The 21,966-nt window shown below is 47.0% G+C and carries 18 protein-coding genes; 9 read left to right on the forward strand and 9 right to left on the reverse strand.

Features of this window, described 5'->3' with window-relative positions:
• Positions 1-139 precede the first annotated feature (139 nt).
• The 4 genes from C3V36_04525 to C3V36_04540 are packed head-to-tail and all read right to left on the reverse strand — an operon-like array spanning position 140 to position 4,038.
• A complete protein-coding gene (locus C3V36_04525) occupies positions 140-1,105 on the reverse strand; it encodes an oligopeptide ABC transporter ATP-binding protein OppF (GenBank protein AVM68574.1) in 966 nt (321 codons plus the stop codon).
• Positions 1,098-2,144, reverse strand: coding sequence for a peptide ABC transporter ATP-binding protein (locus tag C3V36_04530; GenBank protein ID AVM68575.1), 1,047 nt, complete (start codon positions 2,142-2,144; stop codon positions 1,098-1,100). Before C3V36_04530 ends, C3V36_04525 begins: the two co-directional genes overlap by 8 nt.
• A gap of 11 nt (positions 2,145-2,155) precedes the next feature.
• Complete coding sequence (locus C3V36_04535) at positions 2,156-3,079, reverse strand: diguanylate cyclase (protein AVM70440.1); 924 nt, start codon at positions 3,077-3,079, stop codon at positions 2,156-2,158.
• Positions 3,080-3,117: 38 nt separating this feature from the next.
• Positions 3,118-4,038, reverse strand: coding sequence for a peptide ABC transporter permease (locus tag C3V36_04540; protein ID AVM68576.1), 921 nt, complete (start codon positions 4,036-4,038; stop codon positions 3,118-3,120).
• Between the two features lie 399 nt (positions 4,039-4,437).
• Between C3V36_04540 and C3V36_04545 the strand changes: the two genes are divergently transcribed.
• The 3 genes from C3V36_04545 (at position 4,438) to C3V36_04555 (ending at position 7,879) form a co-directional block, all read left to right on the forward strand.
• Complete coding sequence (locus C3V36_04545) at positions 4,438-5,823, forward strand: tyrosine phenol-lyase (protein AVM68577.1); 1,386 nt, start codon at positions 4,438-4,440, stop codon at positions 5,821-5,823.
• Between the two features lie 92 nt (positions 5,824-5,915).
• Positions 5,916-6,569 carry a hypothetical protein gene (locus tag C3V36_04550; protein ID AVM68578.1) on the forward strand — a complete coding sequence of 218 codons (654 nt, stop codon included), beginning with the start codon at positions 5,916-5,918 and terminating at the stop codon, positions 6,567-6,569.
• 44 nt (positions 6,570-6,613) lie between these two features.
• Positions 6,614-7,879, forward strand: coding sequence for a hypothetical protein (locus tag C3V36_04555; protein AVM68579.1), 1,266 nt, complete (start codon positions 6,614-6,616; stop codon positions 7,877-7,879).
• 14 nt (positions 7,880-7,893) lie between these two features.
• Here the strand turns inward: C3V36_04555 and C3V36_04560 are convergent, their stop codons facing one another.
• Positions 7,894-9,306: a phosphonomutase gene (locus C3V36_04560; GenBank protein ID AVM68580.1), complete on the reverse strand. Its 1,413-nt coding sequence runs from the start codon at positions 9,304-9,306 to the stop codon at positions 7,894-7,896.
• 52 nt (positions 9,307-9,358) lie between these two features.
• On the reverse strand, positions 9,359-11,065 hold the full coding sequence (locus tag C3V36_04565) for a hypothetical protein (protein ID AVM68581.1): 1,707 nt from the start codon (positions 11,063-11,065) through the stop codon (positions 9,359-9,361).
• A gap of 569 nt (positions 11,066-11,634) precedes the next feature.
• Between C3V36_04565 and C3V36_04570 the strand changes: the two genes are divergently transcribed.
• The 5 genes from C3V36_04570 to C3V36_04590 all read left to right on the forward strand — a co-directional run bounded on the left by C3V36_04570 (position 11,635) and on the right by C3V36_04590 (position 17,620).
• Positions 11,635-13,062 carry an IS110 family transposase gene (locus C3V36_04570; GenBank protein AVM68582.1) on the forward strand — a complete coding sequence of 476 codons (1,428 nt, stop codon included), beginning with the start codon at positions 11,635-11,637 and terminating at the stop codon, positions 13,060-13,062.
• A 534-nt stretch (positions 13,063-13,596) separates the two neighbouring features.
• Entirely contained in the window at positions 13,597-14,382 is a 786-nt protein-coding gene (locus tag C3V36_04575) for a hypothetical protein (GenBank protein ID AVM68583.1), read from the forward strand.
• A gap of 80 nt (positions 14,383-14,462) precedes the next feature.
• Complete coding sequence (locus C3V36_04580; GenBank protein AVM68584.1) at positions 14,463-14,765, forward strand: type II toxin-antitoxin system antitoxin, RelB/DinJ family; 303 nt, start codon at positions 14,463-14,465, stop codon at positions 14,763-14,765.
• 537 nt (positions 14,766-15,302) lie between these two features.
• Positions 15,303-17,090 carry a DNA helicase RecQ gene (recQ, locus tag C3V36_04585; protein AVM68585.1) on the forward strand — a complete coding sequence of 596 codons (1,788 nt, stop codon included), beginning with the start codon at positions 15,303-15,305 and terminating at the stop codon, positions 17,088-17,090.
• Complete coding sequence (locus C3V36_04590; GenBank protein AVM68586.1) at positions 17,087-17,620, forward strand: hypothetical protein; 534 nt, start codon at positions 17,087-17,089, stop codon at positions 17,618-17,620. The genes recQ and C3V36_04590 overlap by 4 nt, the downstream gene beginning before the upstream one ends.
• A 50-nt stretch (positions 17,621-17,670) precedes the next feature.
• Here C3V36_04590 and C3V36_04595 read toward each other — a convergent pair whose 3' ends face one another.
• Genes C3V36_04595 through C3V36_04605 form a run of 3 tightly spaced genes read right to left on the reverse strand, consistent with a single transcriptional unit; the run spans position 17,671 to position 20,573 of the window.
• Positions 17,671-18,858 (reverse strand): galactokinase, encoded by a 1,188-nt coding sequence (locus C3V36_04595; GenBank protein ID AVM68587.1) that lies wholly within the window; start codon positions 18,856-18,858, stop codon positions 17,671-17,673.
• A gap of 42 nt (positions 18,859-18,900) precedes the next feature.
• Entirely contained in the window at positions 18,901-20,358 is a 1,458-nt protein-coding gene (locus tag C3V36_04600; GenBank protein AVM68588.1) for a nicotinate phosphoribosyltransferase, read from the reverse strand.
• 2 nt (positions 20,359-20,360) lie between these two features.
• Positions 20,361-20,573, reverse strand: a complete 213-nt coding sequence (locus C3V36_04605; protein AVM68589.1) for a DUF951 domain-containing protein — start codon at positions 20,571-20,573, stop codon at positions 20,361-20,363.
• Positions 20,574-20,957: 384 nt separating this feature from the next.
• On the opposite strand from C3V36_04605, the gene C3V36_04610 reads away from it, so the two are divergent.
• Positions 20,958-21,506, forward strand: a complete 549-nt coding sequence (locus C3V36_04610; GenBank protein AVM68590.1) for a hydrolase — start codon at positions 20,958-20,960, stop codon at positions 21,504-21,506.
• The last annotated feature ends 460 nt before the right edge of the window (positions 21,507-21,966 follow it).

Raw genomic sequence — 21,966 nt, forward strand, 5'->3', positions numbered from 1 at the left:
TCTTCCCTCCTGTTTTTAATTAAAACTTATGGTTGCCCATACATTAGCCATTAAAAAATAATAAATTAGATAATATATCAAGTATGGAAATCCTTGTGCAAGCAAGCTGGCTGCGGATTTCATACTTTTGACGCTTGTCTTATGCCAATAAATGACAAGCCACTTTATGACCGGGGGCGTATTCTTTTAGAGCCGGCGGCTGTTCAAAACAAAGCGGTTTGGCATAGGAGCATCTGGTGCAAAACTTACAGCCCTTCGGTGCGTTGATTGGGCTGGGAATCTCGCCCTCCAAGCGGATTCGGCTTTTTTGCTTTTCCAGCTTGGGATTGGCCACCGGAATAGCCGAAAACAAAGCCTTGGTATAGGGGTGCTGCGGGTTTTCATATAATTCTTTATTGGAAGCATATTCCATAATCTGACCCAGATACATGACCGCTACGGTATCGGAAATATAGCGAACCATTGACAGGTCATGCGCAATAAAAATATAGGACAGCCCCTTTTCCCGCTGCAGGTTCAGGAGCAGATTCATCACTTGCGCCTGAATCGAAACATCCAGTGCGCTGATCGGCTCATCGCAGATAATCAGCTCCGGCTCCATTGACAAGGCGCGGGCAATCCCAATCCGCTGCCTTTGGCCGCCGGAAAACTCATGCGGAAAGCGCCCGGCATGTTCTTCATTTAAGCCCACCGTCCGCAGCAGCTCTACCACCCGCTGTTTTTTCTCTATCGGCGTCATCCGAATCGCGTGATTCAAATCCCAGCCTTCGGCGATAATTTGAGCAACGGTCATCCGCGGATTTAAAGAGGCGTATGGATCCTGAAAAATCATCTGCATACTCCGCGCCAAATCCTGACGGAAGCGTTTGCTGCTTTTGCCACTGATATCCCTGCCGTTTAAAGTAATGCTCCCACCGGTCGGCTCATAAATCCGAATCAGAGTCCGGCCCAATGTCGACTTGCCGCAGCCGGATTCTCCCACCAGCCCCAGTGTTTTGCCTCTTTCGACCGTAATCGAAATGCCGTCTACGGCCTTGACTGTTTTCCCGCCCTTGATTTTAAAATACTTCTTTAAGTCCTCGGTCTTTAGGATAGTATCACTCATGCCTTGCCACCTCCCGTCCGGTAATTGGATTCACTGCCGCCGGTGCTTTGGCATGATACAGCCAGCAGGAGGCAATATGTTTTTCTCCGGCCTGAGCATACACCGGCGGATACAGGGCAGTACAAGCTTTCATGGCATAGGGGCAGCGCGCGGCAAACGGACACCCACTCGGCGGGTTAAGCAAATCCGGCGGCGTTCCCAAAATCGGGTGCAAAGGCTCCCGGCTGCTGGTATCTTCCGGCGGAATCGACTGCAAAACACCCCAGGTATATGGGTGTGCCGGCTGCTCAAAAATATCTTCTGCTTTTCCATATTCCATGATTTTACCGGCATACATCACCGCAATATCATCGGCAATATTGGCGACAACGCCTAAATCATGCGTAATCATAATGACCGAAGTATCATACTGCTTTTGAATATTTTTAATTAACTCCAAAATCTGAGCCTGAATTGTCACATCCAGAGCCGTTGTCGGCTCATCAGCAATCAGCAGCTTGGGATTTACCGCCATCGCCAGCGCAATCATTGCCCGCTGCCGCATCCCGCCGGAAAACTCATGCGGATACTGCTTAAATCTTTGCTCCGGGCTGGGGATTCCAGCCATAGCCAAGGTACTGAGCGCAATTTTTTTAGCTTCTTCTCTGCTTTTATTGCCATATTTTAAAATGCCCTCGGCAATTTGCTTCCCGATCGTCATGGTCGGATTTAAACTGGTCATCGGGTCCTGAAAAATCATGCGAATTTCCTGCGCCCGCAGCTTCTGCATTTCCTTCTCCGAAACCTTAGTCAAATCCCTGCCGGCAAACCAGATTTCCCCTCTTTTTAACATTCCTTTCGGCCTGGGCGGGTTTAAGCCGATAATGGTCTTGGCGGTCACCGATTTACCGCAGCCGGATTCTCCGACTATGCCCAGACTTTTGCCTTTTTCCAGCCGAAAGCTGACACCCCTGACTGCCTGCACCTCTCCCGCATAAGTCTTAAAGGAGAAAGCCAAATCGATAACCTCTAACAATGTGCCTTCCTTATGTTCCCCCATTTTTCTCCTCCTTACTGCCTCATGCGCGGATCCAAAGCATCCCGCAGTCCGTCGCCCATCAGATTAAAACACAGCATGGTAATGCAGATCAGAAAAGACGGGAACAATAACTGATACGGGAAGTTTAACAGCTTACCGGCGCCATCGCTGGCCAAAACGCCCCAGCTGGCCGTCGGCAGCGGTACACCCAAGCCAATATAGCTTAAAAACGCCTCTGAAAAAATCGCGCCGGGAATGACATTGGCCATGCTGATAATAATCGGGCTCATGGCGTTGGGCAGCAAATGCCGCCAAATGATATGCAGACTGCCCGCCCCCATCGTCCGGCTGGCCATCACAAACTCGGATTCTTTTAAAGAAAAGACCTGTCCGCGAAAAAGACGCGCCATGCCGATCCAGCCGGTGGCCGCAATCGCTAAAATAATCGGAAAAACACCCGGCCGCATCACCAAAATCAAAAGCACCACCCACAGCATTTGCGGAATAGAAGCAATCAACTCACAGAAACGCATCATCAGATTATCGGCCAATCCGCCGAAATAACCGGCAATCCCGCCGTACAAAATACCAATCGTTCCGTTTAAAACCGCGACCACAAAGGCAATCATCAGACTAACCCGCGCGCCTTCCCAGCAGCGGACGAAAATATCACGCCCCAGCTCATCCGTGCCAAACCAATGCTCCGCTGACGGCCCCTGATTGATACACATCCAGTCCTGCTCATCATAGGCATATTTACTGGCCATCGGCTGAAAAATCGCCATTAAAATAATTCCAATCAAAATAACTGCCGATACCATTGCCACCCGATTGGCTTTAAACCTGCGCCAGGCATCGCTCCAATAGGTCAGGGACGGCCGGTTGATTTTATCCGCGTCAACATAGGCGGAATCATCCCGCTCAAACAGCGTGTCATCCAAGCTCTGCAAGTCCATAACCTGCACTTTTTCCTTTTCTGCCATGCCCTTTCCTCCTATCCCGCAATCCGGATGCGCGGGTCAACCAGCCCGTAAACAATGTCGACAATAAAATAACAAACAACCGAAATAAAAGAAAAGATAATCGTCAGTCCCATAATCATGGTATAATCCGAGTTTTGAATGGCAGTAATCATCGACTGTCCGATGCCGGGCACATTGAAGATTTTTTCAATCACGAAATTACCGGTTAAGACACCGGCACACATTGGCCCTAAGGAAGTTACCAGCGGCAGGAAAGAGTTGCGCAGCATGTGCTTGCGGACGATTTCATTTTGCGTTAAGCCCTTGCTTTTCGCGGTATAAATATAATCCTGCCCCATCGTATCCAGCATACTGGTTCGCAGCATTCGGGCATAATACGCAATATTGGTAAAAGTGGCGGCCGCAATCGGCAGCACCGCATATTGCGCGCCTTTCCAGCCCTGTATCGGAAATAATTTCCATTCCACGGCAAAGTAGTGCTGAAGGAGTGAGCCAAACACAAAATTGGGAATCGACACCCCCAAAATCGCCAGCACAATAACAAAATAATCCATAAAGCCTTTGTTCTTTAGGGCGGCGGTCGCTCCCAACACCGCTCCGACCAGGCAACCAATCAAGACGCCGCCAAAACCGATAACAGCCGAAACCGGCATCCCGGCAGTGACATCGCCAATCACGCTCTGGCTCTTGTACTTCATGGAAACGCCAAAATCGCCGTGCAGCAAGTTCTGCATATAAATCAAATATTGCTCCCATAAAGGCTTATCAAGGCCATATTGCCGATAAAGCGCTTCCCTGACGCTGTCCGGCGTTTCCCTGCTGATTTCAAAGGGCTGCCCGGGAACGGCATGCATCAGAAAAAATGTTGCCGTCGCCACCAGAAAAAGCGTAATCAGCATAGAAACGAAACGTTTTGCTACATATCTTGCCATTTGCCAATTCCCTCCTGCCAGATTTTCCTTACAATCAAAAATTGTCCAACCCCTCAGGGTAATTAGCCGCTATTCAAAATTTAGAAAGCACTCTTAATATTTCCCTTACAGTATTGAACAATTTGTATGTCTAACAAAGACCAGTTTCTTACTTTTTATCAATTTTAACTAAAGTATACTCGACCGCTTTCGCTCTGTCAAGAATTTTTTTACAAAAATATATGCTTTTATCATATTGACTTTTTTTTCTCGCTGTGATACTATTTTTTTATATTACACAGGCTCAAAAGTAGGAAGTCCTTTTGCCCGGCTTGCCCCAAAAAGATTTGCCTGTTTTGATGCACACATCTTTTATCACGCACCTGCAATCTGTTGCACTTATGAAGGAGGGTTTCATTTATGAAGTACATGACCGCCGAACCGTTTCGTATTAAGATGATAGAGCCGATTACCAAATCCACCAAGGCACAGCGGCAGCAATGGCTGAAAGAAGCCGGCTACAATGCGTTTCGTTTAAAATCCGAGCAAGTATATATCGACTGCATTACTGACAGCGGCACCAGTGCTATGAGCCAGAATCAGTGGGCGGCCATGATGACCGGCGATGAAGCCTATGCCGGCTGCCGGAGCTTTTACCGTTTGGAAGCTTCCGCTCAGGACGTATTTGGGATGCCCTATGTTCAGCCAACCCATCAGGGCCGCGCTGCGGATTATATCATGGCGCAGATTTATGCCCGGCCGGGTGCTTACGCCATCGGCAATATGCATTTTGATACCTTCCGCGGCAATGCCGAAATCATGGGCTGCATTCCGGTTGATTATGCCACCGACGCCGGTATGAACCCGGCCTCCCCGGCGCAGGCTTTTAAGGGTAATATTGATCTTGCCAAGATGCAGCAGCTGATTGCCGAAAAGGGCGCGGATAATATTTGTGTTTGTATCATCACTATTACCTGCAACAATAACGGCGGACAGCCCGTTTCCATGCAAAATATCCGGGAAGTCAGCGCACTTTGTAAGCAATACGGAATCCCCTTGGTCATGGACAGTGCCCGTTTAGCGGAAAATGCCTATTTCATCAAAACCCGGGAGCCGGGCTATGAAAACAAGAGCATTAAAGAAATTACCCGAGAAATGTTCAGCTATTGTGAAACAGCCACTATGTCCAGCAAAAAAGACGGTTTGGTCAATATCGGGGGACTGTTTGTTACCAGAAATAAAGAAGTTTATGAAAAAGCCAATCAGTTGGCCATTGTCCATGAAGGCTTTATCACCTACGGCGGCATGTCCGGCCGCGATATGGACGCCCTGGCCGTCGGCTTGCAGGAAGCCTGCGACTTTGATTATCTGGACTACCGCATCAAGCAGGTGGCTTATCTGGGTGAAAAGTTAAAAGAACGAGGCGTACCGATTATTGAACCGACCGGCGGACACGGTGTTTATGTTGACGGCCGCCGCTTCTTCCCGCAAATTCCGCAAAGTGAGTTCCCCAGCCAAAGACTGGTCTGTGCTCTTTATGAAGAAGCCGGTGTGCGCTGCGTAGAAATCGGTGCCTGCGCCTTCGGCTCAATTGACAAAGAAACCGGCCAACCGATTTATCCGTCCATTGAAACCATGCGGATTGCCATCGGCCGCCGGCTTTATACCAATAATCATATGGATGTCATCGCTCAGGCGCTGGGAGATATTTACGAAAAGCGCGATCAATACCGCGGCATGAAAATCGTACACCAAGGTTCGATTGTGTCCTTACGGCACTTTACCGCCGGCTTTGAGCTTTTATAAATAAACCAAACAGGGGGCTGCTGCACTATTACAGGATAGGCACCAGTCCTCTTTTTCCGCCGCCGAATACTTATCCGCCGTTTCCGCGCAGAATGGAGAAAATTATGTTAAATATTGAAGTCTATCGTCCAATCATTGAATTTTTAGCCCTGTTTTTAGGGTCAGAGGCCGAAATTATTCTGACTGATACGGAGAAAGTTTTACTGGTTGAGCATCCTATGGACGACAGCTGTTATGTCGGTGCTCCGCTCAGCGAAATGCAGCGTGCCTTAATCCAAAATCCCAAGTGCAGCACTTTGCCCTACAATATCAATTACCGCACTCTTTCCGGCAAAGGCGACAAAATGCGGTCGGCTACGATGTTTATTCGGGAAGGCGGAACTTTGGTCGGACTTTTAACCATCAATCACAATGTCGGTGAGCTGGTTCGGATTCGCACTTATTTAAATACTCTAATCAGCGGGGATCAGGGGCATAATGTCCTGCAGCCGGCCGCTAAGCCGATGCAGACCTATGAAACCCTGACCCTGTCCGTTACTGAAATCATCAATCAGGTTTTGGAGGAATCGGCCATTCGCTTCAACTCTTCGCCCAACCGGCTGACCGCCCATGAAAAGCTGTCTGTCATTCGGGAAATGGATAATCGCGGAGTATTTCTGGCCAAGGGCTCGGTGATGGAAGTGGCAGAAAAGCTGGGGAGCTCCAAGGCCACCATCTACCGCTATTTACAGCAATTGGAAAAATAAGGCTGTCAGATATTGAACAAATTGAAGCGCGCAAGCATAAATGAATGCGGCCGCGAAGCGGACATATTCATTTTGCGGTGCTTCACCAGCAGACGAAGAGCACGAAGTGCGGCAAATGCGAAGCATTTGGTCTGCTGGTGAAAACTTTGAACAAAAAAAGAATTGACCCAGCCAAAAAAGAGAAAAAGGTGAAATTTATGACGCAAATCATTGATGCCGAAAAGGCAAAGGTCGCTTTAGAGGACAATGGATATGAAGTAAAAGCGATTCAGTCAATTGACGAAGGCTCCAATCATTTTGTTTTTGACGTAATGCTGGCCGGAAACCGACCGGCCATTTGTAAGTTTGCCAAAATCAGAGCAACCGAAGAAGGACTTTATGAGAGCAGCCGCGATACTTTATTCGGCGGCCGGCTGTCCTTAGAAAGAGAAGCTTATTTATTTCAAATGATTCGGGAAAAAGCCGGCGTGCCTACGCCGGAAGTCTACGGTACTTATGAATCGCACTATGGCAAGTTCATTTTGTTAGAACGGATGAACGGTATTTCTCAGAAGGAATGTATGCGCCGCAGCGGCTTTTCCAAACAAACTTTTTTAGACAGCATGGAATTCTTAGGCCGGGATTTCGCCAAAGTTCAAAACATTACTTTCTCGTCCTTTGGCAATATCATGGCTGACTCTGTCATTGAGCCGGCCGGAATCAGTAATTTTTCCGACCGGTTCCGGTCGGTGATTGATATGCGCATTCAGCGCTGTCAGCAAAAGCAGGTTTTCAGCCCGGAAGAAACCGTCCGGGTCACGCAGTTTTTCCATGAAATGCTGGAAAAACTGCGCCCCCACTTTAACGCACAAACCACGCCGCCGGTACTGGTTTTTACCGATATGCACGCGGAAAACTTTTTTACCGATGAACAAGGCATGCCGACCGGATATTTTGATTTAGAGTCAGCCCAAGCTGCTCCGGCCGCCTTGGAATTTTACGGGTTCCGGTTCTTCCTTTATAATTTTTATGACACTGCCTGTTTTCAGGAGGCAGAAGCCGCATTTTTCCGCGGCTATCAAGCGGCCGGCGGAAAATACGCCCCCGCCTGTCCGGCAGACGACAGCGCCATTGATTTTCTGGCCGGCTGCCGGCTGCTCGAACTGGCTCAGTCCTATTGGGGCTATATCGACGGCATCCGGGATAGCTGGGGTCAGGAGATGAAGCGCCTGCTGCTCGCCTATATGGACAGCGGTCAGGTTGACTACAACGCAATCGGTGCCGTTTGGCGGCAGAGAGATCACCAGCCCCTGACGCCGCAAAAAGCATAACATCCTCTATAAACTTAAATCTGCAAAAACTCTCTTAATTCCGTAATCAGCCGAGTCGCTCTGGCAGCTGAGTCGCTTTCGGCAAAAATCCGAATCAGCGGCTCGGTGCCGGAAAACCGGGCAATAATCCAGGAATTATCTTTAAAGTAGACCTTAACCCCATCCAAATAGCTGACGTGGTCAATCTCGGCATGAAACTGCGGCAGCTTTTTTTCTTCAAATAAGAGCTGAACTAAGCGAGCCTTATCCTCCGGGTGAAAAGACAGGTTAGCTTCTTCCATTTGGTAAACGCCAAACTTTTCTTCCATCTCCCGCATCATTTGCCCAAGCCGTTTACCGGTAACGCAAATCATCTCCACCAAAAGCGCCGCCGCAAAAATGCCATCCTTGCCCTTAATATGACCGCGAATGGTCAGACCGCCGCTGCTCTCACCGCCGATAACGGCGTCGGTTTCCGCCATTTTTTTACTGATATGCTTAAAGCCAACCGGTACTTCATAGCACTTTTCTCCGGCATCTGCCGCAATCGCATCCAGCAAATGCGTGGTGGCGATATTGCGCACCGCCGGCCCCCGCCAGTTTTTATAATTCAAAAGATAATAATACAGCAAACTCATAATCATATTGGGGTGAATATAGGCACCGGTTTCATCAATGATACCCAGCCGGTCGGCATCGCCGTCGGTACCGATTCCCAAGTCATACTTCCGTTCTACAACCAAAGTCCGCAAATGGCGCAGGGTTTCTTCGCTGGGCGAAGGCATCCGGCCGCCAAAGCCCGGATCATGCGAATCGTGAATGGTATCAATCTCGCAGCGTGCCGTCATCAGCAGGGTTTGCAGTGCCGTTTTGGACACGCCGTACATCGGATCAACCAAAATCCGCAAATCCTTCCGCCGGATACTGTCAATATCAATCATTGAAATAATGGTATCAATATAGTCATTAAACGGATAAATCAACTGAACAACGCCGCTGGCAACGGCTTCGTCAAAGTCTACGGCTTTAATGTCCGCTGCCGTCAGGCGGTTGATAACCGCTTCCAGCCGGTCGGTAATCTCCCGGTCTGCGTCCTTGCCGCCCTCGGTAAAGATTTTAATACCGTTGTACTCGGCCGGGTTATGACTGGCTGTTACCGCCGCACCGTAAGCCGTTCCCAAGGTTTTAACCGTAAACATCACCAGCGGCGTCGGCGCGACCCGACGAATCAAATATACTTTAATTTGATTGCCGGCCAGCACTTCGGCAATCCATTTTGCCGCCCGGTCAGACAAAAAGCGCTTGTCATAGCCAAGCACCAGTCCCCTGTCGGCTACACCTTCTTTTTTCATTAAATCAGCCAAACTTTGCGCTACTTTAATGATATTATCCTTGGTAAAGTTTTCTCCGATGATGGCTCTCCAGCCACCGGTTCCAAATTGAATCATTTTGGCCTCCTGTTGTTTGTAATATACAATACCTTTGATACCCGCCGTAACATTATATTTCGGCAAACGCCTGCACGATCACATCGTAGAGCGCCTGCGCCGTCCGCTCCTGCACAGCCGGATCAAACATCTTGCGCAGGTCGCCGTCATCTGACATAAAGCCGCTTTCGACGATGACTGCCGGCATTTTGGGGTACTTAACCATATATAAATGCGGCGCATCCAGCATCAAACGGTTCGCAAAGACGGTGGTCTGCGCATAATTTTGCAAAATCAGCTCCGACAGGCGTTTTGATGATAGATTGCCGTTACTCCGCCCCTCTAAATAATAAACATCGGTTCCCTCAATTTTACGGTCTTTGACCGTCGTCATATTGTGGTGCAGGCTGAGGAAAAAATCAGCACCGGTCTCATTCGCCAGCCTCGCCCGCTCGTAAGCCGAAGGATTTTCATCGGTCAGCCGGGAGTAATAAACCCGAATCGCCGGATTTTGTTCTAACTTCGCTTTCAGCTGCATGGTCAGCGCAAAATTGGCATCTTTTTCCAAATATTTCTGTTCGCCCATGCCGATATCCGCTTGCCGGATCGCCCCCGGATCGTTGCCGCCGTGCCCGATATCAATAAACACGACCTTGGTAAAAATTTCCTTGGGCTTTTTCGCCGAAATATATACCCGATCTCGGTCTTCCGCAATCGTCAGCTCCCGCACCGACGGAAAAGTAAACTCCAGCCGCCCATTCACCGCTTCCACCTTGGTCACAAAATCATCGGCAATCCAGTACGCTCCGTCCAAATAGCCCTCATGCGGAAAAGATAGGCTGGCCTTGCGCCTATAAATATCCAGCAAATAATCAACCTTAGACATATCAAAGTTTTCCGGACGCTTTAGCGACAAAATCCCGTAAGCGTACTTGATATCCTTGGTTTTGGCCGCAAAAAAACGAATTCCCTGCCCCTCCGGCGCAAACTCGGTATTTTCCCGGAGCCACAGCTTGACCTTGGTCTTGCCCTTTTCCTGACTACTGACTGCCATCCGGCTGATATACTTCGATGCCACCTCCGCATCCATATCCGCTAGCAGGCTTTGAGCGGACGGCACTTCAATCTCCAGCGTATTTTCTGCGCCCCGCCGCAGATTCAGCCGCAGCGGCTGAAAGCCCTCAACCATCAGCAGTTCTTCGTCACCTCTGTCTGCCAGACTGACCTGAATGACGGCATTGGTAATCATTTCAACCAAGACTCTCTCACCCAGCTCATCCAGACGAATCACAAAGTCTTTCACCACCGGCCGCAGGGCAAAGGCAAACTCGGCAATATTCACGCCGCCGCTTTTGTACTCCCTAATCTTAACGTCCGAAATAACAGGATCTGCTGAAAAATCTGTCTGCGATTTTTTAAATTTGGTCTTTACATCATAAAAACGCAGTATCAGCCGGTCTTTTTGGTGCTCGGCACTGACAGTTCCGACTTTATCCGAGGCGGAAATGATGTAGTAATTTCCGTCCGAATCCGGCGACTTGAAACTGTTCAGCCCAAAAATATTGGTCGTTTTGGCGCTTTGCTGCCAAAACGGCACCACCACCGGCCCCAGCTCCGGCCGGGTCAGCTCGCGGGTCTTCGACCAAATCACCGGTAAGTTCTGCTGTCCCCCTTGCGCCGCCAAAGCGTCCGTGCGCTGCCCCAATAGGCAAAGTACCATCAGCAATCCCAGTAGCATCATTTTTTTTGGTATCGTTTCTTTTTTAATAAAAAAATTCACAAGCGTCCCCTTTCACACTCTGTTGTTCCGTAATCTGTGCCTAAAAAACGGGCAGTTTCCTGATTTCACTTGAGTTTTCCGCCCCTTGGGACGCCCAAAATCAATCCCACTTACGCTGCCGCTTGCCACGAAAAGCACTTCGGCAAAACAACATATTCTTTAGTATACCACAATTTGGGTTTTTATGCGATAAAATTTGTGTTTTTAACTGTCAAATTCCCAAACGTTCCCTTCTCCGTTTTTCCTTTTTTGTTGAAACGCAAGGCATCCCTCGCACTTATAATTTTCAGATTTATTTTATTTGTTTACCAATATGCCATCTAATTATAAATTGCTTTAAAATTTATAGAATAATAATGTGTTTTTGTGTTTTTTGTTGCAAAATTAAAGCATATCAACTATAATAAAGCTATACGAAAGCAGAATATGTCATCTATTGTTATCGTCAGAAAGCTTCCTGTATACTTTAAATAGGTCAAGAGATTGACATAAAAAAATACCTCAAGTAAATTTAGATTATTACTGACCTGCCAGTTGGTAAAATCTAAAAAATACAAGAGGTATCTAAAATGAATATTAAAGGCACAAAGAAGAAAAATCAAGTAGTAACAGCAAATATTTTTGAACAGCAGGAGCTTTTGAAAAAAGCGGAGGTGATTAAGGAAAATCTCACAGCTTCAACCTGGCGTGAGTTGGAAACCAATGGTAAGTTTGATAAAAATGAAAAACTCTCTTTTATCAGCGATGACATGCTTATCTTGGGATGTGATGTAGGCAGCGAAACGCACGATATGAGAGCAATTGATACCAGAGGACGGGAACTCAGTAAGTCCGCATATTCTTTCAACAATGATCATGAGGGATTCCAGAGTGCAAAGGAATGGGCAGTAAAGATAGCTGCTGAACATGATAAGAGTCAGATAGTACTTGGCTTAGAGCCGACCGGTCACTACTGGTTCTGCCTTGCTACATGGATGATTGCAAATGGAATCAGCGTTGTTCAGGTAAACCCTTATGCTGTGAAGCAGACAAAGGAGGTTGAAGATAACAGCCAGCTGAAGGATGACAGGAAGGATCCAAAACTGATAGCAAATCTTGTTAAGGATGGCAACTTTGGTATGCCATATCTTCCAGAAAAAATCTATGCGGAACTTCGTAGGTTATCCATGTTCAGAGACCAACTGAATGAAGACAGAATTCGAACGATCAACCGGATGCACAGAGAGATGAAGATATATTTTCCGGAGTATAAGGATGCATTGGGAAAAGTCGATGGTGCATTTAGCCTTGAACTGCTGAAAGAGGCACCATTTCCGGATGAACTGACCGCACTTGGAGAAGAAGGGATAAGACAGATCTGGCATGCTGCTAAACTTAGAGGACGCGGGTATAGCAGAGCCGGAGAAATCTTACAGTACGCAAAAGCAAGTGTTGGGATTAAGGATGGATCCATTGCAAGCAAGGCAGCTGTAAAGTGGTTCGTGCAGAAAATCATGGAACTGGATGTTGAACTTGCTGTTATAGAGAATCAGATCAAGCAGAAATGTCAGGAGATACCGCATACAGGTAACGTTCTGGAGATATCGGGGATTGGAGAAAATACACTTTCCGGTATTCTTGCAGAGATGGGAGATATTTCAAGATTTGATGATGTTAAGGAAATACAAAAATTAAGCGGATTAGGTCTTGTGGCATGCAGTTCAGGAAAGCATAAGGGAGAAACCAAAATCAGCCACAGAGGACGCAAACGACTCAGATATTGGTTATTCCAGGCAGCAAAGTCAGCAGTGGCCCATGCAGAGGAATTCAAAGAACTCCATATGTATTATACGACACGAGCCGATAATCCGTTGAAAAAGATGCAGTCATTGATTGTGATAGCCTGCAAGCTTCTGAGGATTATCTATACGATTCTGAATACTGGTACGATCTATGCTCCGAAGAAGATGTTGATGGACATCAGACGTCCGGAAAATAAGGGAGCTATTGTAGCGTAAGACAGTCGACAGCAAGATTTATTCCAGAGCCTTGCCGGGTGTCGGATTCTTCCGAGATCGGGCAGGGTTCTGGAAAGAAACCCGATAACGATGGAGTGCTACAGGTGCTGCATCATCACAATGACCAGCAAAGCGAGTCAGGGTAAGCGTCCACGGAATATCCGTACCCTGCGGAGTAGGCAGGTCAGTAAAATCAAAAAACAAACAAGAGCTGTAGCTTGCAGTAGTTCTCTCCATAGGGCATGACCCTGTTAGAAAGCTTAGCAGGCACTCGGTGTATGGACAGGTGGGACGAAGGAAGTTGGGACACGATCCCTTTAGACACGGAAGGTTCACCATCATAGTTAACAGAGTATTTATAGCCTTTATAAAGCAAAACAATGGGATGCTTTATAAACCACACCCTCTTTTAGCTGTTCAGTATAAAATACAATGACTGTCATACATTTTTTGCTCTGTTTTATGAGGTAAATATTTAAAGAAAAGCCTGAAATTCAATGATTTAGGGCTTGACATTATAGAAAGGAGATTATTATGAAGAAAAATAAAATGATACTTATTTTATCATTTGCTCTAATCCTATCTGCTTGCGGAACAACGAAAACCTCCGAAATCGACAGCGCTATAAAAACCTTTCTTGAAACAAAAAATTGGGAATATCAGGTCGAAACCAATTATTATTATCCAAAAGAAGCGGAGCGGGAAGTATTTGTTATCAACAAGGTAAAAATCAATCATTTGCAGGACGATGACTATCTGACCGAAATACAAAGTGAAACCAAAGTGGTCAGCAATCAAAAAACCGAAGACATATCGGCGCTGACATACGATACTTATGGAAAAGAATTCAGTTCCATCCGTCAACAGGACAATCAATGGGTCAAAACGGTTTGGACGGATACAGACGGAAAAGTTGATTTAGAAATCAATCGTATCAAAGACATTTTAAAAAATCGGCAAAATATCGAGAAAATAACGGAAAAAGATAAAACAATCTACCGGATAAAGGAACATCAAGGCACCGCTGTGGCAAATCTGCAAGCAGCGACGCACAAAAGCTACTCCATTGATTTTAACCAATATGTCCCTTATTATTTGGATATCACGATAGGTTCTAACGGTAATATCAGCGAGATTGACTGCAGTCATTCTTCTTATGGGTATCTGGTTAAAATATATACCGGCGCCATGATTTCTAACCCTGACGGGACATTTCGCGATTTTATTCCGGTAGACTATAAGCTTTCCGCAATAAAATATGACAGCGAAAAGATTGCATTACCCGCAATCAGTAAAACGATAACGAAAGAAATGAAGTAAAGCCGCTCCCAACAGACAATATACTGTGTTGCAATATGCGATACAATATTGTATAATATGGTCAAAGGAGGGTGATTATTATGGCACTTGCAAAAACAGCAAATGTAAATGTAAGAATACAAGAAAATATAAAGAAGCAAGCGGAAGATATTCTTGAGATAATAGGTATTCCAAGAGCAACGGCTATAGATATGTTTTACAGACAGATTATATTAAATAAAGGGCTTCCTTTTTCACTCACAATACCTAAAAATGTACCAATTCTTGAAGATATGAATGAGAAAGCTTTTAATCTCATGATGGCAAATGGCTATTCACAGGCACTTCAAGGTGATTCATATAATATAGACGAGGTATTTGATGAACTGGAGAAAGATTTGTAATGGATGAATACAGGGTAAAAAATTACTATATTTACTTTTGGGTCGAGGAAGAAACAAAGACTGTTCATATCATTTCTGTTATTTACACAAGAATGGATCAAGATAAACAACTGAAAGAAATAAAAATTCCCTAAAATAGACATAGTTTTAGGCGATAAAAATGAGTATTAGGCGAAAGCATCTACTAAGAAAAGTAGGTGCTTTTTCTATGCAAAAACAAACTTTTTTTCCTTTTCCGCCGTCAGTAAGGTATGTATTTTGCCCCCGATAGGGTGCTTTTCATACTCTTTCCATACTTAATCTATATTGGCATTTTTAGAAAAAAATAGAGTAGTCATAGCCTTTTTCCTTGAAAAGAACCTCTCGCACTTCTGCCCGGTTTGTGTTATAATACGGAGTGCAAGATGCTAAAACAGGCTAAAACCTGCATAAACATATATTTTGAACATCGTAATACCAGCAAGAAAATTGCTCCGATTTTCTCATGTGCTTAGCCCAAACTCCAACAATCCCATGAAGAACCTAAAGGACTTCCTTATGAATACAACCTATCAACCGCAGGACATTTTGAAAATATACTATGGCTATGACAGCTTTCGGCCGCAGCAACAGGCGATCATTGACAGCATTTTAGCCGGTCATGATACGCTGGCGATCATGCCGACCGGCGGTGGCAAATCCATTTGCTACCAGATTCCGGCTTTGCTCCTTTCCGGTGTAACGCTGGTTCTTTCGCCGCTGATTGCTTTGATGAAAGACCAAGTGGATGCCCTGCTTGATTTGGGGCTGCCGGTAACTCTGCTAAACAGCACGCTTTCCTTTGAAGAATACCGGCAACGGGTTTGGGAAATCAAAAAAGGACGCTACAAAATCATTTACCTGGCACCGGAAAGTCTGTCCTCTTCCTTTATCAGCGAGCTGGCGGCGACGGTTCCCATTCGTCATATTGCCGTTGACGAGGCGCACTGCATTTCTTCGTGGGGACATGACTTTCGTTTGTCCTACCGGGAAATTGCCGGTTTTATTGAGCAGCTCCCGCAGCGACCGGTCATATCGGCTTTTACCGCTACAGCTACACCGCAAGTCAAAGCCGATATTATAGAAAGCCTGTGTCTTTCGCAGCCGGATATTTATGAAACCGGCTACGAGCGGGAAAATCTGTCGTTAAATGTAGTAAAGGACAGTAACAAGCTGTTTTTTTTGCTGGATTACCTGACCAAGCATGTCACGCAGTCCGGCATTATCTACTGCGCTACCCGCAAGGAAACCGAGGAAGTTTATGAAGTCCTGGATCGCAAGGGTTTTGCCGCCGGTTATTATCACGCCGGACTAAGCCCTGAGCGGCGCCGGCAAGTTCAGGATCAATTTCTTTATGATGACATTACGGTCATGGTTGCCACCAACGCTTTTGGTATGGGGATCGATAAATCCAATGTCCGCTATGTCATTCATTTTAATATGCCGGAAACCTTAGAGGCGTACTATCAAGAGGCGGGCAGAGCCGGTCGGGACGGGGCACGAGCCGAGTGCTATCTCCTGTATTCGCCTCGGGATCTGCAAATCCGCCGCTATTTGATTGAAAAAGCAGCCGAAAACGGCGAAATCAGTCAGGAACTTTTGCACCACCGCTATTATAAATTGCAGCAAATGAACGGCTATTGCCACACCAATCGCTGCCTGTCGGCTTATATCTTAGAATACTTCGGTGACACCGATGCTGCCGACTGCAATCGCTGCTGCCATTGCCTTAAGGAATACGAAGAAAAAGATATCACGATTGAGGCCATGAAAGCGATTTCCTGCGTGATGCGAATGCGACAGGGCTATGGTCTGCAGCTGACGGCCGCAGTGCTCAAAGGCTCCACTTCCAAAAAGGTTTTGCAGGCAGGCTTTCAGCATTTATCGACCTATGGCTTGATGGCCAGTCAAAGTCTGGACGAAATTCGCGATTTTCTGCTGCTTTTAGTGGCCGAAGGCTATCTTTACCAAACCAGCGAAGCCTATCCGATTTTAATGGTGACACCGCTGGGGAAATCGGTTTTACTCGGTAAGGAAAGTGTTATCCAAAAAGTGCCGCTGGTGCGCCGCTCTGCAGATGAGAACCAGATTTTTGAAGCTCTTCGGACGGTTCGCTATCAACTGGCGAAAAGCGCTCATTTGCCGCCATATATGATTTTCAGTGATAAAACTCTGCTGGAAATGGCACGCAAACTCCCCGCTACCGAAGCGGAAATGCTGGAAATATCCGGTGTCGGCGCTTTAAAATATCAAAAATACGGGGCAGCCTTTTTGGCAGCTCTACAAAAGCAGAAAGGATTCTTATGATTTCACTATTGATTGAAGATATTAAGCCCTGTATGAATGGCTTGCTGAAAGATACGGTATTTGATGGTTTCCTGCTGCACTCCTTTGATTTAAAGGTGCTGACCGATTTTCACGTTGACGGCGAAATCAACCGCCGTTATGCCGACGGCGAGGCCGCAGACCCGGAAAGTGCTTCGGCCGAAAAAAGCGAAGCACAAGCCGACACAAAAAAACCGGCTTACATTTCCTGGAAGGAAATGCGGCCGGTTTTAACTGAAATTATCAAGGCTTATCGCACACCGCTGTCCATGCAGATCAGCTTTATCCTGACGGAAACCAGTATGGACAAGGTGTTGAAAAATACGCCGGAACCCTTGCGCAGTATGGTGCAGTCTTTTTCTTTTCGCCTGCACTTTGAAAACAATCTGCTCCGGCTGATTACCGCCACTAATTATAAGGGCTTTCTGCCCGATAAATCCGCCGAGCACAGCTTTGACGTTTCGATGAAGCAGTTCTTATCCCATTACGGCTATATTTTTAGAGAAGAATAAGAGCTCCAACCCGTTATCCGCTCGCTAATACCTTGCCAGAGCTATGTTCTTTACAAAATCTCTCTGGCGCCGCCGCCGATATTGACAATATAAAACTCCGGCATCAGTCCCGTCCGGCGCTGATAGTTTTCGCCCACTTCCCGGCGGAAACGCTCGGCCGCTTCTTTTTTGACTAGGCTGACCGTACAGCCGCCAAAGCCGGCACCGGTCATTCGCGCCCCGTACACGCCGTCAATTTTGCGGGCTTCTTCGACCATCGTGTCTAACTCACTGCCGGTCACATCATAAAGGTCGCGCAATGAATCATGGGAAGCATTTAAAAGCTGCCCGAACCGAACCATATCATTTTTTTGTAGAACAGCTACCGCTTCTTTGACCCGGGCGTTTTCCATGACGGCATGTTCCGCCCGCCGGCAAATAGTGTCATCGGTGATCGCGCCCTTTACTTCTTCCCATTCCGCGGCCGATAATTCGCATAAATGCTGAATCTTTTTGACCTTTTGCAGCTCAGTCAGCGCCCGGTTACACTCCTCGCGTCTTTCATTGTACTTGGAATCGGCCAGTCCTCTTTTTTTATTGGTATTGCCGATGATCAGCACCAAATCCCCCAGCACGCAGGGAACATATTCATAGTTTAAATTGCTGGTATCAAGATAAATCGCGCAGTTCTCCCGGCCCATACCAACCGCAAACTGATCCATAATCCCGCTGTTTACACCGTTAAAAGTATTTTCTCCTTTTTGGCAAAGCTGAACCAAAGTCACCATATCCAGCTCCAGGTTCCACAGTTGATTGACCACCGCAGCTGTCAGCACCTCAATCGAAGCCGACGAACTAAGGCCCGAACCATTGGGGATATTGCCGTGATAGAGAATATCCATGCCGCCGATTACTCCGGCATCCCGACCCTCAGCCGCCAAATGCTCCTGAATTTGCAGAATTGTTCCTTTCGGATAATTCGTCCATTCATCTTTTTCCTCATAACAAATCCGGCTGATATCTACCTGATTTTTCAACTCCATATTGGTTGAAACAAAGCGCACCAGCGTATCCTCCCGAGGCCGAACCAGGGCGTATGTGCCGATATCCAAAGCACAGGGAAAAACCCGCCCGCCGTTATAATCAATATGCTCGCCAATCAGATTAACCCGGCCCGGTGTAAAAAAGCGGCGCCGCTCCCCGCCCCGGCCAAACTCCTGATCAAACCGCTCTGTCAATTCCTGCCAAACTTTCTCCATAGCTTCCTCTCCTATCCTGTGACTACAGTTTCCTACTATTGCTTATCCGATTTGAATCGCTTCTTCAATCAGCTTTTTCTTCAAATTATACAGCGGCAGAGATAAGTCTACATATAACTTCTGCGGGAAGTTTAAACGCTTGGACTCTTCCCAAACCGTTTCTTTTTCCTGCTCGCAGTAGTTTTTAATCGCAAACACATCCGGCCGGTCATATACTAATCTGCCTTCTTTAAAAATCGGAACCAGCATTTCCCGCAGCTCATAGCTACCGCCTTCCAGCTTCATTCGTTTCCAGGTATCGCTTGGGTCAAACAACTCCAGTTCTGCCTGCAAATCATATTCTTCGTCGGCTAAAGCAATCAAATCCGCTTTAATTTTGCCGGTCTGTTTGTCATACACCCGCAAAACTTTCTTGATGCCGGGATTCGTTACCTTTTCAATATTATCCGACAATTTAACCTTAGGCACAAAAGCGCCGTCCGCTTCTTCAATTGCTGCCAGCTTATACACCCCGCCAAAAGACGGATTTTCCTTGGCGGTAATCAAATTGGTGCCCACGCCCCAAAGCGTAATCTTGGCACCTTGCAGTTTTAGATCGCTGATCAGGTATTCATCCAAATCCGACGACGCGGAAATAACTGCTTCCGAAAAGCCGGCTTCATCCAGCATGACTCTGGCTTTTTTCGATAAATAGGCTAAATCACCGCTGTCCAGGCGAATCCCGTAAAAAGACGGCATCCGGCCGGCATCCCGCAGTTCTTTAAAAACCCGGATGGCATTCGGCACGCCGGACTTTAGGGTATTATAGGTATCAACCAGCAAAATACAGGAACTCGGATAAAGCCGGGCATAGGTTCGAAAGGCTTCCAGTTCCGAAGGAAATGTCATAATCCAGCTATGGGCATGCGTTCCCTTAACCGGAATATCAAATTCCTTCCCCGCCAACACATTACTGGTTGAGGAGCAGCCGGCAATGACGCAGGCTCTGGCTCCATAAATACCGGCATCCGGCGCCTGTGCCCGGCGCAAGCCAAACTCCATAACCTCGTCTTCTCCCGCTGCCCATTTCACCCGCGCCGCCTTCGTCGCGATCAGGCTTTGGTGATTGATGATGTTGAGCAGCGCCGTTTCCACTAACTGCGCCTCGCAGATTGGCGCGATCACCTGAACAATCGGCTCATTCGGCAAAATTATCGAACCCTCCGGCACCGCTTTGATGCTGCCGCTGAACCGGAAATCAGCCAGATATTCCAAAAACTCCGGCTGAAAAGTATTAAGTCCCTTTAAATAGGCAATATCTTCTTCCGTAAAGCGCAGGTTTAAAATATAATCTATCGCCAAGTCCAATCCCGCCGCAATCGCAAATGCTGCACCATAAGGATTTTTCCGGTAAAACAAATCAAATACTGCCATCGGCTGCTTTTCCGCCTGCAAATAGTAGCCCTGCATCATCGTTAATTCATAAAAGTCAGTTAATAGCGTTAAGTTCCTCTGATCCATTTTCAATCCCTTCTTTCCGCCGGTAAATCTTTAACCGGCTGACCGTTGATTTTTTTAATTTGCTTTTCCAGCTTGGTTCGGGGCAGCATGACCAAATGTCCGCAATGCCCACATTTTATCCGGATATCCGCTCCTACCCTGAGGACGTCCCACTCCTGTCCGCCGCAGGGATGACCTTTTTTCAGTATTAATCTATCGCCGATTTGAATGTCCATGGCTGCTCCTTTTTCTCTTTGAAGGTTGATGTAAAGAGATGATATGTTTTATTATATATTTAATTCAGCGCCAACGCAAGAACATCCTGGATTTTTTACGACAAAAGCCGGCAGGATTTTCTCTCACTCACGCTTGATTTGTGGTATAATTGCGCACTAAAAGCGTGAGTGCAGGCTGTTCGGCAAAATGCGGGCACGCTTGCGTGCAAAAGCATTTTGGGCGAACAGACTATATGAACGATGATGCGGAGAGAAAATCCGCAGGATTTTCTCGCACTCACGCTTAATTTGTGGTAAAATAAAAAGAAGCATATAAAAACCTTACCTTCGATTGCCAAAACCGAATCGTTACTTATTTTAGTTACTGCACAAGGAGAAAATCTTATGAATACCATTCCCCAATTAACCCAGGAAACCACCTGTCTGTTTTTGATTGACTTGCAGGAGCGGCTGATGGCAGCTATGGAAAAAAGAGGCGCTGTCCTGAAAAACGCTGGTATTTTGCTGGCCGGCGGACAGGCCCTAAACCTCCCGCTGATCGTTACCGAACAATATCCCAAAGGGCTTGGCCATATTGTCAGCGACCTGTCGCTGCCGCCGGATGCTTCTCTGTTTGAAAAAACCAAGTTCAGCGCTTGGGATGAACGGACAGAAGCAGCCCTCGCTGCCGCCGGGCGCAAGCAAATCCTGCTCTTTGGCTCGGAAACCCATATTTGCGTCCTGCAAACCGTTCGGGATTTGCTGGCCGCCGGTTATGATGTCTGGGTAGTCAGCGATGCCTGCTGCTCCCGCACCGAGCAAAATCATCAAATCGGCCTTAATTATATGCAAACCATCGGTGCACATATTGTCAGCACGGAACTGGTCTTGTTTGATTTACTGAAAGCAGCCGGCAGTCCTGAGTTTAAACTGATTTCCGGTTTAATTAAATAGCGATTTTCCCATATTTAATAAAATAGCCTTTTAGGCAGCCTGCCACCCGAGCCGAAGCAAAGTTTTCGATCAGGCAGACCGCCCGCCCGGGCAGAAAGCGAAGCTTTCGATCAGGGTAGGCCGCCCGCCCGGGCAGAAAGCGAAGCTTTCGATCAGGGTAGGCCGCCCACCCGGGCAGAAACGCATGGCGTTTCGACCAGGGGTAGGTCGCCCGCCCGGGCAGAAGTGTGAAACACTTCGATCAGGGTCAGGTTACCCTCTCAAATAGGCACTGTTTCAACTATGGCTGTATCTCGGCTTGACAGAAGCATCTCGTATTTTTGCTCAGGAAAAGTTGAGTAAACAACGAAACAATCCCCAGTTACCGATTTTACCCGGTACTGGGGATTGTTTTTCACTCGTTTTTATACCGCTGCCTGTCAATGCCGACTATTCCTTGGCTGCTTAAACTTTTGATGTC

Source organism: Lachnospiraceae bacterium oral taxon 500, assembly GCA_002999035.1.
Taxonomy (GTDB): domain Bacteria; phylum Bacillota; class Clostridia; order Lachnospirales; family Vallitaleaceae; genus W11650.